The sequence below is a fragment of the Streptomyces sp. NPDC050164 genome, from assembly GCF_044459945.1.
Lineage (GTDB): Bacteria > Actinomycetota > Actinomycetes > Streptomycetales > Streptomycetaceae > Streptomyces > Streptomyces coeruleorubidus_A.
On record NZ_JBITJK010000011.1, the window covers coordinates 98154 to 120722 of the forward strand.

At 72.0% G+C, this 22569-nt stretch carries 17 protein-coding genes; 15 read left to right on the forward strand and 2 right to left on the reverse strand.

All coding sequences use genetic code 11. The features are described from left to right. Nucleotides 1-192: 192 nt before the first annotated feature. The 4 genes from ACIBNA_RS17835 to ACIBNA_RS17850 all read left to right on the forward strand — a co-directional run bounded on the left by ACIBNA_RS17835 (nucleotide 193) and on the right by ACIBNA_RS17850 (nucleotide 2851). Nucleotides 193-588: a cell division protein SepF gene (locus tag ACIBNA_RS17835; RefSeq protein WP_399166134.1), complete on the forward strand. Its 396-nt coding sequence runs from the start codon at nucleotides 193-195 to the stop codon at nucleotides 586-588. A gap of 92 nt (nucleotides 589-680) precedes the next feature. After that, nucleotides 681-1859 (forward strand): AAA family ATPase, encoded by a 1179-nt coding sequence (locus ACIBNA_RS17840; protein WP_399166135.1) that lies wholly within the window; start codon nucleotides 681-683, stop codon nucleotides 1857-1859. Continuing rightward, a complete protein-coding gene (locus ACIBNA_RS17845; RefSeq protein ID WP_399166136.1) occupies nucleotides 1856-2179 on the forward strand; it encodes a nucleotide pyrophosphohydrolase in 324 nt (107 codons plus the stop codon). The genes ACIBNA_RS17840 and ACIBNA_RS17845 overlap by 4 nt, the downstream gene beginning before the upstream one ends. A 201-nt stretch (nucleotides 2180-2380) precedes the next feature. After that, nucleotides 2381-2851: a DUF6099 family protein gene (locus ACIBNA_RS17850; RefSeq protein WP_086604552.1), complete on the forward strand. Its 471-nt coding sequence runs from the start codon at nucleotides 2381-2383 to the stop codon at nucleotides 2849-2851. Nucleotides 2852-2892: 41 nt separating this feature from the next. On the opposite strand, the gene ACIBNA_RS17855 is transcribed toward ACIBNA_RS17850, so the two are convergent. After that, nucleotides 2893-3066: a hypothetical protein gene (locus ACIBNA_RS17855; protein WP_399166137.1), complete on the reverse strand. Its 174-nt coding sequence runs from the start codon at nucleotides 3064-3066 to the stop codon at nucleotides 2893-2895. A 238-nt stretch (nucleotides 3067-3304) separates the two neighbouring features. Here ACIBNA_RS17855 and ACIBNA_RS17860 point away from each other — a divergent pair, with 238 nt between their 5' ends. After that, on the forward strand, nucleotides 3305-4228 hold the full coding sequence (locus tag ACIBNA_RS17860) for an LLM class F420-dependent oxidoreductase (protein ID WP_399166138.1): 924 nt from the start codon (nucleotides 3305-3307) through the stop codon (nucleotides 4226-4228). A gap of 88 nt (nucleotides 4229-4316) precedes the next feature. Here ACIBNA_RS17860 and ACIBNA_RS17865 read toward each other — a convergent pair whose 3' ends face one another. Next, nucleotides 4317-5129, reverse strand: a complete 813-nt coding sequence (locus tag ACIBNA_RS17865; RefSeq protein ID WP_399166139.1) for an SAM-dependent methyltransferase — start codon at nucleotides 5127-5129, stop codon at nucleotides 4317-4319. A 162-nt stretch (nucleotides 5130-5291) separates the two neighbouring features. Here ACIBNA_RS17865 and ACIBNA_RS17870 point away from each other — a divergent pair, with 162 nt between their 5' ends. From ACIBNA_RS17870 to ACIBNA_RS17915, 10 genes are all read left to right on the forward strand, one after another. Then, complete coding sequence (locus tag ACIBNA_RS17870; RefSeq protein ID WP_399166140.1) at nucleotides 5292-6755, forward strand: 3' terminal RNA ribose 2'-O-methyltransferase Hen1; 1464 nt, start codon at nucleotides 5292-5294, stop codon at nucleotides 6753-6755. Beyond that, nucleotides 6752-9292, forward strand: coding sequence for a polynucleotide kinase-phosphatase (locus ACIBNA_RS17875; protein WP_399166141.1), 2541 nt, complete (start codon nucleotides 6752-6754; stop codon nucleotides 9290-9292). The genes ACIBNA_RS17870 and ACIBNA_RS17875 overlap by 4 nt, the downstream gene beginning before the upstream one ends. 156 nt (nucleotides 9293-9448) lie before the next feature. Further along, nucleotides 9449-10966 (forward strand): hypothetical protein, encoded by a 1518-nt coding sequence (locus tag ACIBNA_RS17880; RefSeq protein WP_399166142.1) that lies wholly within the window; start codon nucleotides 9449-9451, stop codon nucleotides 10964-10966. A 16-nt stretch (nucleotides 10967-10982) separates the two neighbouring features. Next, nucleotides 10983-12074, forward strand: a complete 1092-nt coding sequence (locus ACIBNA_RS17885; RefSeq protein ID WP_399166143.1) for an AAA family ATPase — start codon at nucleotides 10983-10985, stop codon at nucleotides 12072-12074. Further along, complete coding sequence (gene fxsT, locus ACIBNA_RS17890) at nucleotides 12074-16603, forward strand: FxSxx-COOH system tetratricopeptide repeat protein (protein WP_399166144.1); 4530 nt, start codon at nucleotides 12074-12076, stop codon at nucleotides 16601-16603. The genes ACIBNA_RS17885 and fxsT overlap by 1 nt, the downstream gene beginning before the upstream one ends. A 132-nt stretch (nucleotides 16604-16735) precedes the next feature. Then, on the forward strand, nucleotides 16736-17911 hold the full coding sequence (locus tag ACIBNA_RS17895; RefSeq protein WP_399166145.1) for a hypothetical protein: 1176 nt from the start codon (nucleotides 16736-16738) through the stop codon (nucleotides 17909-17911). Next, nucleotides 17908-19035, forward strand: coding sequence for a caspase family protein (locus ACIBNA_RS17900; protein ID WP_399166146.1), 1128 nt, complete (start codon nucleotides 17908-17910; stop codon nucleotides 19033-19035). Before ACIBNA_RS17895 ends, ACIBNA_RS17900 begins: the two co-directional genes overlap by 4 nt. A gap of 97 nt (nucleotides 19036-19132) precedes the next feature. Further along, complete coding sequence (locus tag ACIBNA_RS17905) at nucleotides 19133-19369, forward strand: hypothetical protein (RefSeq protein WP_399166147.1); 237 nt, start codon at nucleotides 19133-19135, stop codon at nucleotides 19367-19369. A 93-nt stretch (nucleotides 19370-19462) separates the two neighbouring features. Next, nucleotides 19463-21169: an HEXXH motif domain-containing protein gene (locus ACIBNA_RS17910; protein WP_399166148.1), complete on the forward strand. Its 1707-nt coding sequence runs from the start codon at nucleotides 19463-19465 to the stop codon at nucleotides 21167-21169. A 109-nt stretch (nucleotides 21170-21278) separates the two neighbouring features. Next, the gene (locus ACIBNA_RS17915) at nucleotides 21279-22502 is read left to right on the forward strand and encodes an arginine deiminase (protein WP_399166149.1); all 1224 of its coding nucleotides are present in this window, start codon (nucleotides 21279-21281) and stop codon (nucleotides 22500-22502) included. The last annotated feature ends 67 nt before the right edge of the window (nucleotides 22503-22569 follow it).

Genomic DNA, 22569 nt, shown 5'->3' on the forward strand with positions numbered 1-22569 from the left:
CGTCGACGGTACGAATGTCCCGTTACGCAGGTGTCACATTGCTTGATCATCAGGAGTTACGCCCGTCACACAGCCGCGTTCCGGCCGTTGTGAGGTGCAAAGAGGTGGCGGAGCGTGTCGCTGTTGGGCCGAACGGGTGACCGTGCGCAAGAATTGGCCGATGCAGACAGCCAGCGGGAGCCAGGACGGAGCATGCCGGTGAACAGCCACGATGTCACCGACGAACAGTGGGAGGGGCTCGCCCAGGTCGTGCCGCTGCGGGGCCGGGACGCCTGGCCGTCCTCCGTCGACCACCGGTCCATACCCGAGGCCGAGACGGAGGCGCGACGCCGCTTCGTCGTGCTGCGTGTGAACGTCTTCGCCGACGCGCGTGACGTCGCCGAAACCCTGATGGCGGGCGTGCCGGTGCTGCTCGACCTGACCAGCGCGGAGACGGAGGTCGCCAAGCGCGTCCTCGACTTCAGCACGGGCGTCGTCTTCGGCCTGGCCAGCGGGATGCACCGCGTCGACCGCAACGTGTTCCTGCTGACGCCGGCGGGGACCGAGGTGACGGGGCTGATGGAGGGGGTCGGGATTCCCGGGGTGTGACGTGACGTGCGCTGCGGGCCGGGTCGCCCGTTCGTAGGAAGCCCCTGGAGACGGAACGGTTCGCCCTGTGGGCGGAGTCCTACGGTCCGGATATGACCCAGCCCCCCGCTCCGACCCCCCTCGTGCCGCCCGGCCCTCCGGCGGGCGGCGCCGCGCACCCCGAGCGGCCGCGCATCACCGAGCTGCGGCTGTCCGCCTTCACCGGCCACCGCCGCGCCGCACTCCCGCTCGGACCGCTCACCCTCCTCGCCGGTCCCAGCGGCTGCGGCAAGTCCAGCGCGCTGCGGGCCTACGAGGCGCTCGCCCGGCTCGGTGCGGGCGCCGCGCTCGGCGAGGCGTTCCCCGACCCCGTCGCCTGTGTCCCGGAGCGGGCCCGGCCCGACGCGCAGCGCCGCCGAGGCTTCCGTATCGGCTGCACGGCAGACGGGCCCGTCGGCCCGGTCCGGCTCGATGTCGCCGTGCAGGCCGAGCCGCACCTGCGCGTCGTGGGCGAGCGGTTGACGGCCGGCGGACTGGTTCTGCTGGAGACCGCCCTGCGCGACCCCGGCAAGCGCGCCGTGCAGGCCGCCTGGCACACGGCCGGGCCGACACCGGTGACCCATGGCCCGCTGCCGGACGACCGGCTCGGCACCGCCCTGCTGCCGCTGCGCGTGGCCGGCACGACGCCCGGGCAGCGCAGGGTGCTGGCCGCCGCCGAGCAGATGGTCGTCGCCCTGCGCTCCGTCTTCACCTGCGACCCCGACCCCGGCCGGATGCGCGGCCCCGTACCGGCCGGCTCCGGGCGGCTGCTCGGCGGCTGCGGCAACCTCGCCGACGTCCTGTGGCGCACCCGCGCCGAGTGCGCACGGCGGCACACGCAGTTCGTCGCGGCGGTGCGCGCCGGCTGCGCCGGGCCGGTGGCGGACGTGCTGGCCGAGCCGTCGGCCGACGGGACGGTGCGGGCGGTGCTCGACCGGGGCGACGGCATCCGAACGGAGCTCGGCCGGCTGGGCGACGGGGAGTTGAGGTACGTCGCGCTCGCACTGGTCCTGCTCACCGGACCCGGCGTGCTGGAGGTCGACCCGGCCGGCGAGGTGCCCGCCGCCCTGCAGACCCTCACCGTGCTCGCCGACGGCCTCGATCGGGGACTCGACCCCGGCCAGCGGGGCGAACTGCTGCGGCTCGCGGCCCGGATGTGCGAGCGCGGCCACATCCGGCTGGTCGGCGCGGTGAGTGACGCGTCGTGGGCCGCCGGGACCGACGGGGTCGGGGTGGTACACCTGAAGCCGTGACAGAACCTCTCGACGTGGCGAAACTGCAACGCCGGCTGGCCGAGTTCGCGGCCGCGCGCAACTGGCAGCCGTACCACACCCCCAAGAACCTGGCCGCCGCGCTCAGCGTGGAGGCGTCCGAACTGGTCGAGATCTTCCAGTGGTTGACGCCCGAGGAGTCGGCCCGCGTCATGACCGATCCGGACACCGCGCACCGGGTCACCGACGAGGTCGCCGACGTGCTCGCGTATCTGCTCCAGCTGTGCGAGGTGCTCGGCATCGACCCGCTGACGGCGCTGGACGCGAAGATCGACCGGAACGAGCGGAGGTTCCCGATCTAGGAGCCGCGCAGCCGACTTCAGGGAGTCGCGAAGTCCACATGTACTCTGCGTAACCAAAACGCGGCCCGAATCCGAATTGTTGTCCGCAGATTTCCGTCTTCCTCTGGCTTTTCGTCTCACACCCCTTCACTCTGGGTAGTGAACAAGGGAGTTCGGGCGGACGGACGCGCGGAGCGCGTCGGGACAGGACGGGGGCAGCGCATGGACGCTGTGCGGCTCATCGTGACGAGCAGGCGGTCCCTGGCCGCGGGCGGCGACGTGCCGGGGATCCTGGCCGAAGTGTGGCAGGCGCAGGCCCTCGCGCAGGCGATAGGAAGTCGTCTCGCGGTCGCGGGCCCGCCCGAACTGCGCGGCGAGGCACTGGGGTTGACGGAGCTCGCGGGCCGCGGCTGCGGTGTCCTCGACCCGCCCGAACTGGCCCCCGGTGAGCTGCGGGCGGGCCAGCTCACCGAGCTGGGCGACGCCCGCCACACCCTGATGTACCTCGGCGGCCTCCTCGGAGAGGTCGGCATAGCGCTCGTGGGCCTCGCCTGCGCCGCGGACGACGAGGGCACGTACTGGCAGTGCATGGAGGCCATCGACGCGGCGGACGAGTCCCGCGACCGCGTCCTGGAAATGCTCCGCAGACTCGCGGACCGGGAACAGGCGTTACCGGAGAGGGAGGCGGGGTAGCGGCTGCCGAAGGCCGCCCGGGCCCGCCCCCGGAGCGGACCTCAGCCGACCTGCTCCTCCTCGCTCGGCCTCCGGTCGGCGTCCCCCGGCGCCTGAAGATCCGCGTCCAGTGCCGACAGGTCCGCGTTCAACGCCGCCATCAGCTCCTCCATCTGCTGCAACAGCCCTTTCGGCTGCCCGGTCCCGCCCTGCTGCGGCACGGTCTCTTCGGACATGACGGCCTCCTCGGCCCATGGCCCCCGGGGAGGCCGACGCGGGTGACGCCCCGGCGCTCACCGGCCGGTGCGGAAGCCGGGGGCTCCGGCTCCGCCCGAGCCAACGATCATCAACGGGGCCGGTCACTGGCCCGGTCACGCGGGAGTCGCGGTATGGACGTAATTTCACCCGACCGGGGACCGGGTGGGACGGGGGTCCGATCTCGTCGTCCCGCACCCCGGCGTGCAGGATGGAAACATGGATCTTCGCATCTTCACCGAGCCCCAGCAGGGGGCCACCTACGACACTCTGCTCGCCGTGGCCAAGGCCACGGAAGAGCTCGGCTTCGACGCATTTTTCCGTTCCGACCACTACCTCCGCATGGGCTCCGTGGACGGCCTGCCCGGCCCCACCGACGCCTGGATCACGCTGGCCGGACTCGCCCGCGAGACCAAGCGCATCCGGCTCGGCACCCTGATGACCGCCGGCACCTTCCGGCTCCCCGGCGTGCTCGCCATCCAGGTCGCGCAGGTCGACCAGATGTCCGGCGGCCGGGTCGAGCTCGGCCTCGGCACCGGCTGGTTCGAGGAGGAGCACAAGGCCTACGGCATCCCCTTCCCCAAGGAGAAGTTCGCCCGCCTCGAGGAACAGCTGGAGATCGTCACCGGCCTGTGGTCGACGGATCTCGGCAAGACCTTCGACTTCCACGGCACCTACTACGACCTCACGGACTCTCCCGCGCTGCCCAAGCCCGCGCAGCAGAAGATCCCCGTGCTCATCGGCGGCCACGGCGCCACCCGCACGCCGCGGCTGGCCGCGAAGTACGCCGACGAGTTCAACATCCCCTTCGCCTCGATCGAGGACAGCGAGCGCCAGTTCGGCCGGGTCCGCGCCGCCGCCGAGGAGGCCGGCCGCAGCGGTGACGACCTGACCTACTCCAACGCCCTCATCGTCTGCGTCGGCCGGGACGACCAGGAAGTCGCCCGCAGGGCCGCCGCGATCGGCCGCCAGCCCGACGAACTGAAGCTCAACGGCCTGGCGGGCTCCCCGGCCGAGGTCGTCGACAAGATCGGCCGCTACGCCGAGGTCGGCGCGAGCCGCGTCTACCTCCAGATCCTCGACCTGGACGACCTCGACCACCTGGAGCTGATCTCCTCGCAGGTGCAGTCCCAGCTGTCGTAAAGCCGGTACGGCAAGGACGGCTGCCCGGTGGATCGGGTGCGGAGCGCGATCCGCCGGACAGTCGTCCGTCACGGGCCCCCGCCGTCCGTCACGGCTTGCGGCCGACCCCCACGTAGAGGGGCATCTCTTCGCCCCCGTCGTCGCCCCCGCCCTGTTCACCGAGCTCGGGATGCCACCGAGCGGCCAGCACCACCCCCGGCTCCACCAGCTCAAGGCCCGTGAAGAACGCCGAGAACTCGTCGCGGCTGCGCACCTGCGCCGCCGTCCCGCCCTTGCGGTACACCTCGACGACCCGCTCCCAGGTCTCCGGGTCGAAGTCGCCCGTCGCGTGGGAAAGCGTCAAGTAGCTTCCGGACGGCAGGGGTTCGAGCAGCTCGCGGACGATCGGGCCGGGCTCGTCCTCGTCGTCCACCAGGTGCAGCAGGGCCACGAGGGACAGCGCGATGGGCTGGGTGAAGTCGAGCGTCTCCCGTGCCGCCGCGATGATCTTCCCCGGTTCCCGCACGTCGCCGTGGACGTAGGCGGTCTTGCCTTCCGACGCGCTGTGCAGCAGCGCCTGGGCGTGCCGGAGGACGATCGGATCGTTGTCCGTGTACACCACCCGGGCCTGCGGGAGGACTCCCTGGACGATCTGGTGGAGGTTCGGCTCGGTCGGAATGCCGGTTCCGATGTCGAGGAACTGCCGGACACCCCGCTCGGCCAGCAGCCGGGAGGCACGGTGCATGAACAGGCGGTTTGTCCGCGCCATTTCCCTGGCGGCGGGGAAGAGGGATATCACCTGCTCGGCCGCTTCCGCGTCGACCGGGTAGTTGTCCTTCCCGCCGAGGTAGTAGTCGTACATGCGTGCCGAGTGGGGTTTGCCGGTGTCGATCTGTCCCGCGCTGGTCCCGGCGTCTGTCACGTGAGGCCTCCGCATCCTTGCGTGCGTGGGCGCTCTTCCTGAATCCCCCTCGAACGCCCGGTCGATCGTGAGGCTAGCGAAAATTCCAGGGTGCCGCCGGTGCGGGCTCTGTACGGTGGGGCGTATCCGCAGTTCAGACCACTGATCAAAGGTCGACCCACCGTGTTTCTGACCATCACGACCACCGGCACCCCTCAGCGCCCCGCCACCGACCTCGGCTTCCTGCTGCACAAGCACCCCGAGAAGGCGCAGGCGTTCTCCACGTCCTACGGCACGGCCCACGTCCTCTACCCCGAGGCGGACGCCGAGCGCTGCACGGCGGCGCTGCTGCTGGAGGTCGACGCGGTGGCCCTGGTCCGGCGCGGCAAGGGCAAGGGCCGGGGCGGCGCCCCGGACGCGGCACTCGCACAGTACGTCAACGACCGCCCGTACGCCGCCTCCTCCCTCCTCGCCGTGGCGCTGAGCGGTGTGTTCTCCAGCGCGATGAAGGGCGTCTGCAACGCCCGGCCCGAACTGCCCGCCGCAGCCCGGCCGTTGCGCATCGAGGTGCCCGCGCTGCCCGCCCGTGGCGGCCCCGACCTCGTGCGAAAGCTCTTCGAGCCGCTGGGCTGGACGGTCACGGCCGAGCCCGTGCCGCTGGACACCGAGTTCCCGCAGTGGGGCGACTCGCGCTACGTCCGGCTCGAACTGGAGTCCGCGGACCGCACCCTCGCCGAGGCCCTGCGCCACCTCTACGTCCTGCTCCCGGTCCTGGACGACGCCAAGCACTACTGGGTCTCCCCCGACGAGGTCGACAAGCTGCTGCGCGCCGGTGAGGGCTGGCTGCCCGGCCACCCGGAGCAGCAGCTGATCACCAGCCGCTACCTCTCGCGCCGCTGGTCGCTGACCCGGCAGGCGACGGAGCGGCTGGAGCTGGTGCGGCTGGCGGAGGCGGACGACAGCGAGGTCGAGGAGATCGACAACGCGGTCGGGGCGGAGACCGAGACCGAGGAGCGGCCGACCCCGCTGGCCGTGCAGCGCCGGGAGGCGATCACCACCGCGCTCAAGGCCTCCGGGGCTGCCCGGGTGCTCGATCTCGGCTGCGGGCAGGGCCAGTTGGTGCAGACACTGCTCAAGGACCCGGCGTTCACGGAGATCGTGGGTCTTGACGTGTCGATGCGCGCGCTCACCATCGCCTCCCGCCGGCTGAAGCTGGACCGCATGGGGGAGCGGCAGGCCGCGCGCGTCAAGCTCCTCCAGGGCTCGCTCGCCTACACCGACCAGCGGCTCAAGGGATACGACGCCGCCGTGCTCAGCGAGGTGATCGAGCACCTCGACCTGCCCCGGCTGCCCGCCCTGGAGTACACCGTGTTCGGCGCCGCACGGCCCAGGACGGTCCTCGTGACGACCCCGAACGTCGAGTACAACGTGCGCTGGGAGAGCCTCCCGGCCGGCCACGTCCGGCACGGCGACCACCGCTTCGAGTGGACCCGCGCGCAGTTCCGCGCCTGGGCGGAGGCGGTGGCCGAACGGCACGGCTACGCGGCCGAGTTCGTACCCGTCGGCCCGGACGACCCGGAGGTGGGACCGCCCACCCAGATGGCCGTGTTCACACTGACCACCCCGAAGGAGGCGAAGGCGGCATGACCGACGTACGCAAGGGGCGCGTCCTGCCCGTCACCGACCTCTCCCTGGTGGTCCTCGTCGGAGCCTCGGGCTCGGGCAAGTCCACGTTCGCCCGCAGGCACTTCAAGCCGACCGAGATCATCTCGTCCGACTTCTGCCGCGGACTCGTCTCGGACGACGAGAACGACCAGAGCGCCACCAAAGACGCCTTCGACGTCCTGCACTACATCGCGGGCAAGCGCCTCGCCGCGGGCCGCCGCACCGTCGTGGACGCGACCAGCGTGCAGCCCGAGGCCCGCCGTCAGCTGGTCGAGCTGGCCAGGCAGTACGACGTCCTGCCGATAGCCATCGTGCTCGACGTGCCCGAGAACGTGTGCGCCGAGCGCAACGCGGCCCGCACCGACCGCGCGGACATGCCCCGCCGGGTCATCCAGCGCCACACCCGCGAACTCCGCCGCTCCCTCAGGCACCTGGAGCGCGAGGGCTTCCGCAAGGTGCACGTCCTGCGCGGCGCGGAGGACGTCGAGCACGTCACCGTCGTCACCGAGAAGCGCTTCAACGACCTGACCCACCTCACCGGCCCCTTCGACATCATCGGCGACATCCACGGCTGCTCCGCCGAACTGGATTCCCTGCTCGGCAAGCTGGGCTACACCGACGGGGTCCACCCCGAGGGCCGGACCGCCGTCTTCGTCGGCGACCTGGTCGACCGCGGCCCCGACAGCCCGGGCGTACTGCGCCGCGTGATGACGATGGTGAAGTCCGGCAACGCCCTGTGCGTGCCCGGCAACCACGAGAACAAGTACGGCCGGTACCTGCGCGGCCGCAAGGTCCAGCCCACCCACGGCCTCGCCGAGACCATCGAGCAGATGGCGGGCGAGAGCGAGGAGTTCGCCGCCGAGGTACGGGAGTTCATCGACGGCCTGGTCAGCCACTACGTCCTCGACGGCGGCCGGCTGGTCGTCTGCCACGCCGGGCTGCCCGAGAGGTACCACGGCCGTACCTCCGGCCGGGTCCGCAGCCACGCCCTGTACGGCGACACCACCGGGGAGACCGACGAGTTCGGCCTGCCGGTGCGCTACCCGTGGGCGGAGGACTACCGGGGCCGGGCGGCTGTCGTCTACGGGCACACACCGGTTCCGGAGGCGACATGGTTGAACAACACCATCTGCCTGGACACCGGCGCCGTCTTCGGCGGCAAGCTCACCGCGCTGCGCTGGCCGGAGCGCGAGCTGGTCGACGTACCGGCCGAGCGGGTCTGGTACGAGCCGGCCAGGCCGCTGCGCACCGAGGCCCCCGGCGGGCAGGACGGCCGCCCGCTGGACCTGGCGGACGTGCACGGCCGCCGGGTCGTGGAGACCCGCCACCAGGGCCGCGTCTCGATCCGCGAGGAGAACGCGGCGGCGGCCCTGGAGGTCATGAGCCGTTTCGCGGTGGACCCGCGGCTGCTGCCGTACCTCCCGCCGACGATGGCCCCGACCGCGACCTCGCGTGTCGACGGCTACCTGGAGCACCCGGCCGAGGCCTTCGCGCAGTACGCGCAGGACGGTGTCGCGCGGGTCGTGTGCGAGGAGAAGCACATGGGCTCGCGGGCGGTGGCCCTGGTGTGCCGGGACGCGGAGGCGGCCCGCAAGCGCTTCGGGGTGGACGGGCCGACCGGCTCCCTCTACACCCGCACCGGCCGCCCGTTCCTGGACGACGCCTCACTCACCGAGGAGATCCTCGACCGGCTGCGCACGGCGACCGGCGAGGCCGGCCTGTGGGACCACCTGGAGACGGACTGGCTGCTGCTCGACGCCGAGCTGATGCCCTGGTCGCTGAAGGCGTCCGGGCTGCTGCGGTCGCAGTACGCCGCCGTGGGTGCCGCGTCCGGCGCGGTGTTCCCGGGCGCGCTGGCCGCGCTGCAGGGCGCGGCGGCACGGGGCGTCGACGTGACCGGACTGCTGTCCCGCACCCGCGAACGGTCCGCCGACGCCGCAGCGTTCACCGAGGCGTACCGCCGCTACTGCTGGACCACGGACGGCCTGGACGGCGTCCGCCTGGCACCGTTCCAGATCCTCGCGGTCCAGGGCCGCAGCCTCGCCGGACTGCCGCACGACGAGCAGCTCGCCCTGCTCGACCGGCTCGTCGAGCACGACGGCAGCGGCCTGCTCCAGACCACCCGGCGGCTGTACGTCGACACGGGCGACCCCGAGTCCGTCCAGGCCGGTGTCGACTGGTGGCTGGAGATGACCGGCCGCGGCGGCGAGGGCATGGTCGTCAAGCCGGTCGGCGCACTCGTCCGCGACGCGCAGGGCCGCCTGGTGCAGCCGGGCATCAAGTGCCGCGGCCGCGAGTACCTGCGGATCATCTACGGCCCCGAGTACACCCGCCCGGAGAACCTGGCCCGCCTGCGCTCGCGGTTCCTCAACCACAAGCGGTCCCTGGCGATCCGCGAGTACGCGCTCGGTCTGGAGGCCCTGGACCGGCTGGCCGGGGGCGAGCCGCTGTGGCGGGTGCACGAGGCGGTGTTCGGGGTGCTGGCACTGGAGTCGGAGCCGGTCGACCCGAGGCTGTGAGCCGGATGCCGCTCAGTTCCGGCCAGGCTTGTCCCCCCTGGGGCGATCCTGGCCGGACGTCGTCCTTCGGGTCCCATTCGTCCCTGGTTAACCGCTGGTTGCCGTGCTAACTTCGCTGGTCGGTCAGGCAGGTGAACCGACTCAGGGGGAAAGTCGGTGCAGACAGGTGCGGTGTTCGGCGAGTCCGGCGGCGAATCCGGACGGCAGCCGGACTTCGAGCTGCTGTTTCAGCTCACCGACCTCCTCTGCGAGCTGGGCTGCGTCGAGGACGCGCCGAGCCGGGTGCAGTTCGCCGGGCTGCTGGCAGGCCAGCTCCGCAGGCCGGTGGACATACGCGGCGTGAGGCTCCGAGAGGACGTGGTGAGTCTGGTGACCGCCGCGCTGAGCGTGGCGGGCGGGGAACACGTACTCGTCGGGGTGGTCCGCATCCTCGAAGGCGCCCCGGCCGGGGACGAACTCGCGCGGCTGATCGCCCCTGCCCCCGCCCTGGCCGGACCGCTGACCAAGGAGGACGAGAAGAGCGCCCGCGTCGCGCTCAGCCGCGGAGACCTGCCCGCCGCACGCTTACGGGACGGGCTGGCGGAGGAACTCGTCGGTCTCGACCTACCCGACGGGCTCACCCCCGAGCAGCTCTTCTCGCACCTTCTCGAATGGAACGCGCAGGAGGACGGCCTGCCGCCGGTCGTCCTCCTCCTCGACCACGCGGCACGTCTCGCCCGGACCGTCGAACACCGCCTCGCGCTGACCGCGTGGGCGGACGACTGGGCCGTACGCGCGGGACTGACCGCGCAGTTGGCGAAGCGCCGGGAGAGACGCGCCGGGGTGGTGTGGTCGCCCGACATCCCCCGCACCCTCGTCGTCGCCGTCGAACCGGCCCGGGACGGCAGCACGGACGTGGCCGTGCGGACCTGGACGAACGCGACCCCGGGCCGCTGGGACCCACGCCCCGGCGAGCCGGACACGATCCCCCTCGACGATCTCGGCCGAGCCGTGGACATGGCGCTCCGGCGCGGCACCCAACTCTGGCTGGTGCCCCGCGAACCGGACTCGAGCGGACTTCAGGAACCGCCTGCGTACATAGAGTTCGTACTTCCATACGATCTGCTGAACCACGATGTGGCGGGGTTGACGTTCGCCATCGGCGACGGTGAGCCCACTCCGCTCGGTCTGCGATACGGGGTGCATCTACGCAGCCTTGAACGCATGCGTACGGACAACGCCGTGGTCCGGCAGCAGTGGCAGCGGCGTTGGGCGGCTCTCAAGCAGCATGGGATCACGGTGCACGCCTGGAGAGAGGCGGACGCCCGGCGGCAGCGCGCGTGGCAGATCGCGCTCGCCGGGGAATCACGGAGTACGGCAGTGCTCATGGACGCGCCGACCGGGGTGCCGGCCCTGGAGGCGCTCAAAGCGGCGATCGCGGAGGGGATCGGACTGGCGGTCTGGGACCGCAGAGGTGTGTTCATAGAGGAGAGGCGCGAAGTGGTGACCGCGGTCTTCGCGGCCGTCGCCATGCCCGTGCAGCTTCCTTCCGTCATTCACCGCATGCGTCTGAACGCCGAGAGCGGCACGGAGGACGCGGTCCAGTACCTTGCCCGAAATGTCGGATTCATGTGGGATGACCCCACTCGAGTCGTCGACATGCACATCACCGACCCAGATGATCTCGCCAGCTGAGCTAGGAGGCTTCGGCATGAGCGCACAGGAACGGACGGCCGCGGACGACTGGCGCGTCTTCCACGCCACCGGACGCCCGCAGGACGTCCCACCCGTGCTGCCGGACCCGCCGCCCTGGCGGAGGTTCCGCGGAGGCCCCGTCGAGGCCCCGCCCCCGGACGACGCCGAGGCCGCGCTGCGCCGCCTCGGGCCCGGCGGCCTCACACCCCAGCTCGACGATGAGCAGATCGAGACGGTCAACGCCGCCCTGCTGCTGCGCCGCCCGCTGCTGGTCACCGGCCCTCCCGGCGTCGGCAAGTCGACGCTCGCGTACCTGATGTCGCGTGAGCTGGGGCTCGGCCGGGTACTCGAATGGAACGTCGTGAGTCGTACCAGCCTGCGCGACGGCTTGTACGTCCACGACGCCATGGGCAGGGCCCAGGCCATCGCCGCCTGGCAGGCGGGGTTGCGTGACGCGGCACGGGCGGAGCCGGTGTTCGAAGAGGGCGAACAGGCCGTCAACCCCGCGACCGCGTCAAATGATCGTCAACTTGCGCCGGATATCGGCGAGTTCATTACACTGGGACCGCTGGGTACCGCCCTGCTGCCCTACGAACGGCCCCGGGTGCTGCTCGTCGACGAGCTCGACAAGAGCGACATCGACCTGCCGAACGACCTGTTGCACGTTCTTGAGAATGGAAGTTATGAGGTTCCGGAGCTGGTGCGTGACGCCGCGGACGCGGCGAGCGTGCACACCAGCGACCCGGGAGGCCGGGCCGTGGTGCGCAGCGGGCGCGTCGAGTGCCGGGAGTTCCCGGTCGTGGTGATCACCAGCAACGGGGAGCGCGAATTCCCCGCCGCCTTCCGTCGCCGCTGTCTGCCGATGGAGATGCACACCCCCACCCGGGAGCAACTACTGGCCATGGTGGAAGGGCACTTGGGCCAGCGGCCGCGAGGCACCGAAGACCTCGTCGACCTGTTCGTTCAGCGGGTCCAGGCGGGCGGTGTCCACTCCCTCGACCAGTTGCTCAACGCTGTCCAGATGACTACTGCGGGTGGTTTCCAGGCTGACGGTGACGGGCGTAAGCTCGTCGAATTGCTGCTCCGCGACCTCGCGAAGGGCCGCTGATGACCCGGGAGCGCGCATCCGGACTGGGCGACGGGGATCCCGTATCGGGATCGTCGCCGCCTCCTTCGGTGTACCCCGACCCCCTCGCGCGCGCGAACGAGCGCGAAGACCGGGTCCCGGCCGCTCCCGATCACTTCGTACCGCGCTGGCAGGAGTTCGCCGACGCGGTGTGGCTCGCCGCCCACCGGAGCCGGTACGCCGGCCCCGGCGACGCCGCTCAGGAGGCGTCGGGACCGGCCGTGGAGGCCGCGGGCCCGCAGGACGCCGAGGCCTCCGTGGGCCCGGAGGACATCGAGGTCGAACAGCAGTCCCGATCACCGGTGTCCGACGACGCGCTCGACGGTCCGAGGGCGGCCGGCGAGGAGAATGCTTCTCCCGAGGCGACGCCCGCCGACCGCGCCCCCGCCGAGTCGATCCCCTCCGGTGACCGAACCGGATTCCGTGCCGCCGATCGTTTCTTGCTTCACCCCGAAGGCCGCTCCACCCTGCACCTCGGGTCGCCGCTGCTGCCCCGGGCCGAACCCGACCTCTCCGGGCCCGGCCGCTTCACGGCCCTGCTCGCACGCGCCCTGCACCATCTGGCCCGCCGCATCCCGTCCCGCGACAGCCTGGAACTGGACGAGGAGACCACCGCCGAGCAGGGCCTCGCCGACGGGCTGTGGATGCCGTTTCTGCGGCCCGCCCGGGTCTCCGCCTTCGACCTGGTGCTGCTGCTCGACGACGCGCCCACGATGCGGATCTGGGAGGAGAGCGCCGCACGCCTGGCCCGCGCCGCCGAGCACAGCGGGGCCTTTTGCAGTGTGCGCTCGCTCCGCGTCACCGTCCCGCGCACCGGCACCGCCGCCCTGCGCTGGTCCACGGGACGGGCCGTCGCCGACCCCGCGGAACTGCTGGACGGCCGGGGCAGCCGGATCTTCCTCGTCGTCACCGACGGACTCGCCCACGGCTGGGCCGCCACCGCCGCCGACGAACTCCTCGGCCGGCTCGCCCACGCCGGCCCCACCGCCCTCGTCCACCTGCTGCCGCCGCACCTGCGCCACCGCTCCTCGCTCTATCCGTACCCGGCCGTCCTGGAGGCCGGCGGGTTCGGAGCCCCCAACGGCAGCCTCGGGCACTGGGCGCCGCCCGGTGGCCCCGATCCGATGCGGCCTCTGCCCGAAACGGGCGACGGCTCCGTCGCCGTCCCGGTGCTCTCCCTGAAACCCGCATCCCTCGCCGCCTGGTCCGATCTGGTCACCGGTGGGCGCGGGGTGCGGCGTTCGCTGCCCGTGGTGCTGGCAGGCGCCCTGAGCAAGGGCGCGCCCGCTCCGGGTCTGCGCGCCCCGCGCCTCCCACGCGCCGCCACCGCCGCCGTACGGCGCTTCTTCAGTCTGGCCACTCCCTCCGCCCGCCGTCTCGCCACCCAACTCGCCGCCGTCCCTTTCGACTTCGACCTCGTCGAGCAGTTACGGCGACGCGTCATGCCGGAGACAGGTCCCGATCACCTCGCCGAGATCCTCATGGGCGGGCTGATCGACTGGGAGGGTGGAGGGGAGGGGCGCCCCGAGTTCGCCGAGGGCGTCCGTGAGGCGCTGCTGGCGACCACCACGCGCAGCCAACTCGCCCGCACGGTCAGTGTGGTGGGTGAGCTGCCCGCCGCGGGGGAGCGAGGCATCGCCCTGCGTGCCGCCCTGCACGACCCGCTGCGGACCAGACTGCCCGACCTCGCCGAACGCGGCTGGGCGCGCAGCGAACTGGCCGTGATGCGCGCCCTGTCGGGCCCCTACTCCGACCGGGCCAGGCGCATCGAACCGAACCTGTCCAGGAACCCGCCCGCCGCGGCCGAACAGGTGGAGAACAGCGCGTCCGCCCAGCCACCCCCACAGGTGAATAACCCGGGCGAAACGACTCCATCCAGCCCAGCGGGCATCAACCCGGATTCGGAAATTCCCGATCCGACTGGAGAATCCGCGCCGTCTGAGACGGCCGGCGCGCACCGACAAGAGACCTCGGAGGCAGAGCCGCTCATGCAGAGCACCACGACCGCAACGCCGGCCCTACTGGTGAACGTCCCCATGCGTAACACCTCGTTCGTCGGCCGTCAGGCGCTGCTGAGGGCCGTGGAGGAGCAGCTCGCCGCCCAGGACACCGCAGCCGTGCTGCCCAACGCCCTGCACGGCCTCGGTGGCGTCGGCAAGTCACAGCTGGCGCTGGAGTACATCTACACCCATCAGCGCGACTACCGGATCATCTGCTGGATCCCGGCCGAGCGCGAGAGCCTCATCCTGGCCGCGCTGTCCTCCCTCGCCTCGCAGCTGGGTGTCGCCCCGGCCGGCCAGGACAGCCTGGGCGCCGCCGCGGCCAACACCGCCGTGCCCGCCGTACTGGAGGCGCTGCGCACCGGAACGCCGTACGACAACTGGCTGCTGGTCTTCGACAACGCCGAGGACATCGAGGCGGTGCGCGGCTACTTCCCGCACAACGGGCCGGGCAAGGTCATCGTCACCTCCCGGAACCGGGGCTGGGAACGGGTGGCCACCTCACTGCCGGTGAACGTCTTCGAGCGCGACGAGTCCATCGAACTGCTCCAGAAGCGCGCCAAGGACCTGCCCGGGGAGGACGCCGACCGGCTCGCCGAAGCGCTCGGTGACCTGCCGCTCGCCGTGGAGCAGGCGGGAGCCTGGCTCGGCGTCACCGGCATGGAGGTCGACGAGTACCTCGACCTGCTCGCCCAGCGCAGCCCGGAGATCCTCGAGATCGAGCAGAGCCCCGACTACCCGGTCTCCGTCGCCGCCGCCTGGGACATCTCCCTGGAGCGCATCAGGGAGAACAACCCGGGCGCCCGTCAGCTTCTCGACATCTGCGCCAGCATGGCCCCCGAGCCGATCCCGAGGTCGATCCTGCGCAGCAGCCGGGGCGTCAACATCACGCCGCAGATCGACCCGATGCTGCGTGAGCCGATCAAACTGAACCGGGCCATCCGCGACCTCAGCCAGTTCTCCCTGATCAAGGTCGACCCGCGCGCGGGCACCCTGCAAATGCACCGCCTCCTCCAGACCGTGCTCCTCGCCAAGCTGAGCGAGGAGGAACGCGAGAGGATGCGGGACGCCGCCCACCAGCTGCTGTCCGCCGCCAACCGCGGCCCCTTCGGATCCTCCCAGGAGTGGCGCGACTACCAGGCGCTGCTGCCCCACGTTCTCGCCTCCCAGGCCGTGACCAGCACGGACCCCTATGTGCGTGACCTGGTCTACGACACCATGTGGTTCCTCTACTACTGGGGCGACCACGAGAACGCCGCGGCCTTCGGCCGGCAGGCGTGGAGCGCCTGGCTCGCCGCCTCGGGCGAGGACGACGTCTATGTCATCCGGATGACCAAGGGCTTCGCCTTCCTGCTGCGCCAGGTGGGTCAGATCACCGAGTCGATCCCGCTCACCGAAAAGGCGCTGGAGGTCTCCCGCCGGGTGCAGGTCGAGCCCGAGGAACTCATCGACTCCCTGTGCGAGATGTCCGACGCCCGCCGGTACCAGGGCCGCTTCCAGGAGGCGCGGGACCTGGGCAAGGAGGCCACCGAACTGGCCCGGTCGCTCTTCGGCCCCGACGACCCGGCCACCCTGCGGGGCAGCCACAGCTGGGGCGTCGACCTGAGACTGTGCGGGGAGTTCAGGGAAGCGCTGCCGCTCGACCAGGAAACCGCCCGCCAGCGTGACATGCTGTTCGGAGAGACCAGCTTCTTCACGCTCAACACCCTGCACTGCGTCGGCATCGACATGCGGGAGGCGGGCCGGTACCCCAAGGCGCGCGAATGGCAGGAGGACGTCTACCGCCGGGCGCTCACCGCCCTCGGTGAGAAGCATCCCCTGACCTTGCGTATCGCCCGTGACCTCGGAGTCTGCCGCCGCCGGGACGGAGACCTCTCCGAGGGCGCCAAGCTCGCCGAGGAGACCCTGCGCAACTTCAAGTCCCGCTACGGCGACGAGCACCTCGACTCGCTGACCACGGCGACCAACGTCTGCGTCGACCGCCGTCTGGCCGGTGACCTGGAAGGCTCGCTCCGGATCGCGGAGTCCACCGTGGCCCGGCTGGTGCGGCGCCTCGGCGGAGACCACGCGCACACCCTGGTGACCCGTGCGAACCTGGCCGCCACCCAGCGGGCCCTGGGCTCCCTGGACACCGCGCAGGAACTGGAGGACGACGTGGTGCGCCGGCTGAGCGACACGGTCGGGGCGCACCACGTCATCACCCTCACCGTCGGCATCGGCCAGGCCAACACCGCCTACGCTCGGCTCGACTTCGAGCGGGCGCATGAGATCGACTCCGCCAACCTGCCGCTGCTGAGAGAGGTGGCGGGCGAGGACCACCCCCTCACCCTCTCCTGCACGTCCAACCTCGCCCTCGATCTGCGGGGTCTCGGGCGGGGTGACGAGGCGGACGTGCTCCAGCGCAAGGCGGTGGAGGGCTTCGCCGCAGTGCTGCGCAACGACCACCCCTGGCTCCAGGCCGCCCGCCAGCGCCGGCGCATCGAGTGCGACCTGGCTCCCATGCCCATGTGACGCGAGCGCCGAACGACGGCCCGCCGCCCGGGAGCCCTCCCGGCGGCGGGCCGCTTCCGTTTACGAGGCTTCAACTCCCCCGTAATATGGGTAAGTTGACTATCGCAAGAGCAATCGGGTCACGGGGGGCGCATGGCGGCGGTCGTCTTCGTCCATGGGACCGGGGTTCGCGAGCCGGGCTTCACCGCGCTGGTGGGGCGTGTGACGGCCGGACTGGCCGCACAGCGCGACGGGCTTCGCGTCGTCCCCTACAACTGGGCAGCGGCACACGGTGCCACGCTTGCGGCCGGCGGAGCGAGTCTGCCACCCCGGGCCGGCACCACGCGCGGTCTCGGCGAAGGCCCGGCGGGGCCGGATCCGAGCGACGAGACGACTGCGGCATGGGCCGTCCTCTACGCCGACCCGTACGCCGAACTGGCCCTGGCCGCCGCCGGATCCGGTCCGGCCGTCGAGCGCCCGCCCGGTTCCGTACCGCCGCAGCAGCGGGTACGGGCACAGCTCACCGCACTCGCCGCCCAAGGGGACGCGCCCGGTGCCGAGTTGGGCCCCGGGCTGGCCCGCGCCGCCGCCGATCTGGCCGCCCACCCCCTGCTCGGCCCCGCCGCCGACGCCCTCGACCCGGCGGACCTCGCCGTTCTCGCCGCCCGCTCCCTGGCCGCCCGCCTCATCGCCGGCGCCCTCGACGCCGACTCCCCGCTCGTCCCGGTCGGCGAGACCCGTGACGCCGTCACCGACCGGATCGCCGAGGCCCTCGGAGCACCGGCCCGGGGCACGGAGCGAGGGCTGCGCTCCTACCTGCTGCGCACAGCCGGAGCCGTGGCCTCGCGCGCCGTCGAGCGCCGCCGGCGTGTCCTCACCGAGGCCGCCCACCCCGCCGCCGGTGACATCCTGCGCTACCTGAGCCGGGGTGAGGCCTTCCGGGAGGGCCTGCGCACCCTCGTCGACGACCTGGAGCCGCCCGTCGCCGTGATCGGCCACAGTCTCGGCGGCATCATCGCCCTCGACACGCTGATCTCCGCCCCGCTGCCGCAGGTAGGGCTCCTGGTGACGGCGGGCTCCCAGGGGCCCTTCCTCTACGAGTCGGGCTCCCTGCCGTCCCTCGAACACCCCGCGCCCCTGCCGTCGCACGTCCCCGCCTGGCTGAACCTGTACGACCCGCGCGATCTGCTCGGCTATCTCGGCGCGGGACTCTTCCCGGGCCGAGTCACCGATGTCGCCGTCGACAGCGGTCAGCCGTTCCCCGCAGCGCACAGTGCCTACTGGACGAACCCCGCCGTGTACCGCCACATCGTGGACCACCTGCCGTGACCGCTCCCATGCCGCCCGTCGACCCGGCCCGGGTGCACGCCCTGATCGTCGGGATCGAGGCGTACGAGGCCGGGGACGCGTGGCGGCTGCCCGGGCCCGCACGGGACGCCGTACGGTTCTGGCGACTGCTGCGGGACGCGGGGGTTCCGGAGTCCCAACTGCGGCTCCACTTGGCCTCCTTGCCGTCGTACGACCCGCAAGTCCCGTTCGAGCGCGCGGACCAGGCGACCCTGCGCCGGGTGCTGGTTCGCGAACTGTCCGCGGCCCAGGGCGACATGCTGTGGGTGTGGTGGGGCGGGCACGGCGTGCTGGACCGGGCCGGGCGGCTCCGGCTGTTCTGCGCGGACGCGGGCGTCGCCGACAAGGTGGGCATCGACCTGGACTCCGCGCTCGCCCGGTACGCGGGCGACGCCGTGCCCGGTCTGCGCGAGCAGATGTGGATCGTGGACGCCTGCGAGACCTTCGAGGAGGATCTGGCGTTCCGGGAGGCGCTGCCCGCCGACGCCCTGCCCGTGGGCCAGCCCAACCATGCGCACCGGCAGACCGTGCTGCGCGCCGCCGGCCGGGGCAGGGCGGCGGCCAACGACCCCGTCCGTGCCACCGGCCTTTTCTCCGACGTCCTGCTCGGTCTGCTGGCCGACCGGGCGGCCGTTCTGCCCGCGCCGCCCGATCCGGAGGAACTGTTTCCGGCCGTTCGGGCGCGCATCGCGTCCCTCAGGGAAGAGGGCCGTACTCTTCAGCATCCCGAGATCCGGCTCCAGGGCCCCGACCGCACCGAGACCCTGCCCCCGGCCGGACCGCCCGCCGCGCCGCGTCCCTTGATGGCGATGCAGCGAGCGGTGGAGGCCCTCCTCGCCTACTCCCTGATGAACGATCCGGACGAACGGCAGACGGTCGTCGCCGCGCTGGACCCCCGTGTCGCAGCCGTACTGCGCCGTCACAGCAGGGCACGCACCGACGTCGTCAACATCCTCGGCGGCCTCGCCCGGCGGAACCCGGAGGCACTGTGGGACCTGTTCGACGCCGTGGTGGCTCTCGATGACGATCCGGAACTGAAGGACGAACTCGCCGCCGCCCTGGCCGAGTTGGCAGCCGCGCCGGGGCAGCGGCGTGATCGGCGATGATCAGTGGCGTGATCGTACGGTTTTCGCTCCGGGGGGTATTGGCCATGATGGAAAGACACGGGGCATCGCGTGCCACCGTGCGAGAAGGGGGAGCACCTTGGACCAGCCGCCCGTTCTGCACCACGCCGGAGCCGTCGCACCTGAACCGGCCGTCGCCATGGCGGGGACCGACGTCTGGGAATCCGATCTGGCGGACCTCGCGGCGCTGCCCCTGAGCGCCGTGGACGGTCTCCCCACCCTGTCCCCCACCACGCGCCTGCTGACCGAGGTGCTGCGTGCCCGCTGCAGCATGAGGAGCGGTGAAGGAGGAGGCTCGGGCGCCCGAGCCGACTAGCCGCCGACCGTCCCGACGGCAGAGCCCCGGTGCGACACCCGCACGCGCACCGGGGTCCCCGCATGTCCGCCAACCGACCGGAGGTCCGCGACGATGACCAGCGAGCAGCACCTCGCTCCCTTCCGCATGCCGGACCGGCTCTTCGCGGAGCTGGCCGCCGGAGGCGGCTCGGCAGCGGCCGTCGCCTTCCTCGAACGGGCAGAACGCGCACGGCGGTTGCTGCTCCTGCGCACCCTCCTTGACCACCTCGACGCCCTGCCCACTCCTCTCACCCCGGTCGCCGAAGCCTGGCGGGTACTCAAGGAGGCGGCCGAGAAGTCGCCCGAGCCGGTCGAACGCCTGTTGCTGGCCCCGGCGACCGGCGGCTGGATCTCCCACATGCTGCGCCGGGTGCAGGGCACGGCGACCGGGCCGCCGCTGTGGGCCGAGGCGGGCCACCTGTGCGCGCTGGCCCTCTCGGCCTCCTTGCACGCGGGCACGGAGACGGCCCTCGACGTTCCCCTCACCAGCGGGCGCCTGCCCCTGCCCGGTCTCGGCATGGTCCGGCTTCCCGGCGCGAGAGAGGGCTTGGCGGTCGGCCGGGCCACGACGGCCGGGGAAGAACTGACCGTCACGGGCCCGGGCAACGCGACCGGGACGGTGCGGGTGACCTACCGCCCGCTGAGAGAGCGTGCGGGCGCCGACGGGTCGGGGACAACAGGGGACATCTGGCTTCCGCTGCGGACCCTCACCCACACCGGCCCCGACGGTATGGCCCCCGTCACCGTCGTACTCGAAGACCTCGACCCCTACCGCGACCTCGACGACCACCTGCCCCCCGCCCGGCTCGACGAGGAGGAGGCACAGGAGTGGCAGCGGTTGTTCGGCGAGGCCGTACGGATCCTCGCCCGCCCGGGCATACCCGGCCCCGGGCGGGTCGACCCCGCCATGATCCGGGCGATCGTGCCCTTCGGGCGCACCGCCGTCAGCCCGCCCCCGCCCCCCTTCGTGCAGGTGTCGGCCTCCAGCGGTGACTCCTTCGGCGGCATGCTCATCGTCCGTCCGGCCTCCGCGCTCGCCCTCGCCGAAACCCTGGTGCACGAGCTTCAGCACAGCAAACTCGCCGCCCTCCTTCACCTGTTCCCGCTGCTGGAGGACGACCGGGCGGAGCGCTACTACGCTCCCTGGCGCACCGACCCCCGCCACCTCACCGGCCTGCTGCACGGCGCGTACGCCTTCACCGGCGTCGCGGGTTTCTGGCGGGACCGGCTGGCCGGTGCGGAGGGGAGTGAGGCGGTCGAGCGGGCCGCTTACTTCTTCGCCCTGCGCCGCCTGCAGAGCCGCCTGGCCGTGCGCACCCTGCTGACCAGCGGCCGTCTGACCGTGCCGGGCCGCGCTCTCGTATCCGGCCTCGCCCGCACGCTCGACGGCTGGCTGCGCGAGCCGGTCCCGCACGCCGCCCTCACCCGGGCGCGTACGGCCGCCGCACTGCACCGCACCGAGTGGCGGCTGCGCAACGTCGCCCCGCCCACCTCGGGACACGGCGGCCCCCGCTTCCGCCCCGACCGCACCTCCTGGCCCGACGTGCGCACGCACGCCTTCGCCGGCCGCCCCGCCGCTCCGCACACCGCAGACGAGTACCTGGCCGCCGGGCAGGCGGCCGCCGCGCTCGCCCGGTACGCCGGACAGCTGGCCTCCGACCCCGCCGAGCCGCACGCCCTGGCCGGCTGGATCGTCGCCCGGGCCGTGCTCGATCCGGGCCGGGCGACGCGGCGCATGCTGGCCCGGCCGGAGCTGCTCCAGCCGCTGCCCAGCGGCTGAGCGGGGGCGTCCCGGCCCACGCTGATTGTCGTCAGGCGGACACAAACAAGAGTTCGCCGAAACGCGCGAGCAGCGCGTCAACAGGCGCTGTGATGGTCAGGATGGAGGCATGGCTTACCACGTCCATTCCGAGGCCGGGCGGCTGCGCCGCGTCATCCTGCACCGGCCCGATCTCGAGCTCAAAAGGCTCACCCCCAGCAACAAGACCTCGCTGCTCTTCGACGACGTGCTGTGGGTGCGCAGGGCTCGCGCCGAGCACGACGGGTTCGCCGACGTGCTGCGCGACCGGGGCGTCACCGTCCACCTCTTCGGTGACCTGCTGGCCGAGACCCTTGAGGTCCCGGCGGCCAGGGCCCTCGTCCTGGACCGGGTCTTCGACGAGAAGGAGTACGGCCCGCTGGCCACCGACCATCTCAGAGCCGCCTTCGAGAACCTGCCCGCGGCGGAACTGGCCGAGCTCCTGGTCGGCGGCATGACCAAGCGCGAGTTCCTCGATGTGCACCCGGAGCCGACCTCGGTGCGCTTCCACGTCATGGAGCTGGACGACTTCCTGCTGGGCCCCCTGCCCAACCACCTCTTCACCCGCGACACCTCCGCGTGGATCTACGACGGCGTCTCCATCAACGCGATGCGCTGGCCCGCCCGGCAGCGCGAGACCGTGCACTTCGAGGCGATCTACCGGCACCACCCGCTGTTCCGCGACGAGACCTTCCACCTCTGGTCCGAGGGGCAGGCCGACTACCCGTCCACCATCGAGGGCGGGGACGTCCTCGTCATCGGCAACGGGGCGGTGCTCATCGGCATGAGCGAGCGCACCACGCCCCAGGCCGTCGAGATGCTCGCGCACAAGCTGTTCGCCGCCGGTTCCGCCGAGACGATCGTGGCCCTCGACATGCCCAAGCGGCGGGCCTTCATGCACCTCGACACGGTGATGACGATGGTCGACGGCGACACGTTCACCCAGTACGCGGGGCTCGGCATGCTCCGCTCGTACACCATCGAACCGGGCGTCGGCGAGAAGGAGCTGAAGGTCACCGACCATCCGCCGGAGCACATGCACCGCGCGATCGCCGCCGCGCTCGGCCTGAACGAGATCCGGGTGCTGACCGCCACCCAGGACGTGCACGCGGCCGAACGCGAGCAGTGGGACGACGGCTGCAACGTCCTGGCCGTCGAACCCGGTGTCGTGGTCGCCTACGAGCGGAACGCCACCACCAACACCCACCTGCGCAAACAGGGCATCGAAGTGATAGAGATCCCGGGCAGTGAGCTGGGGCGGGGCAGGGGCGGGCCGCGGTGCATGAGCTGCCCGGTCGAACGGGAGCGCGTATGAGCACCCGCACCTACGTATAGGCATGCCGACATTCGTATAGTATTCCAGGAGTCCTGTCCGTCCCCGT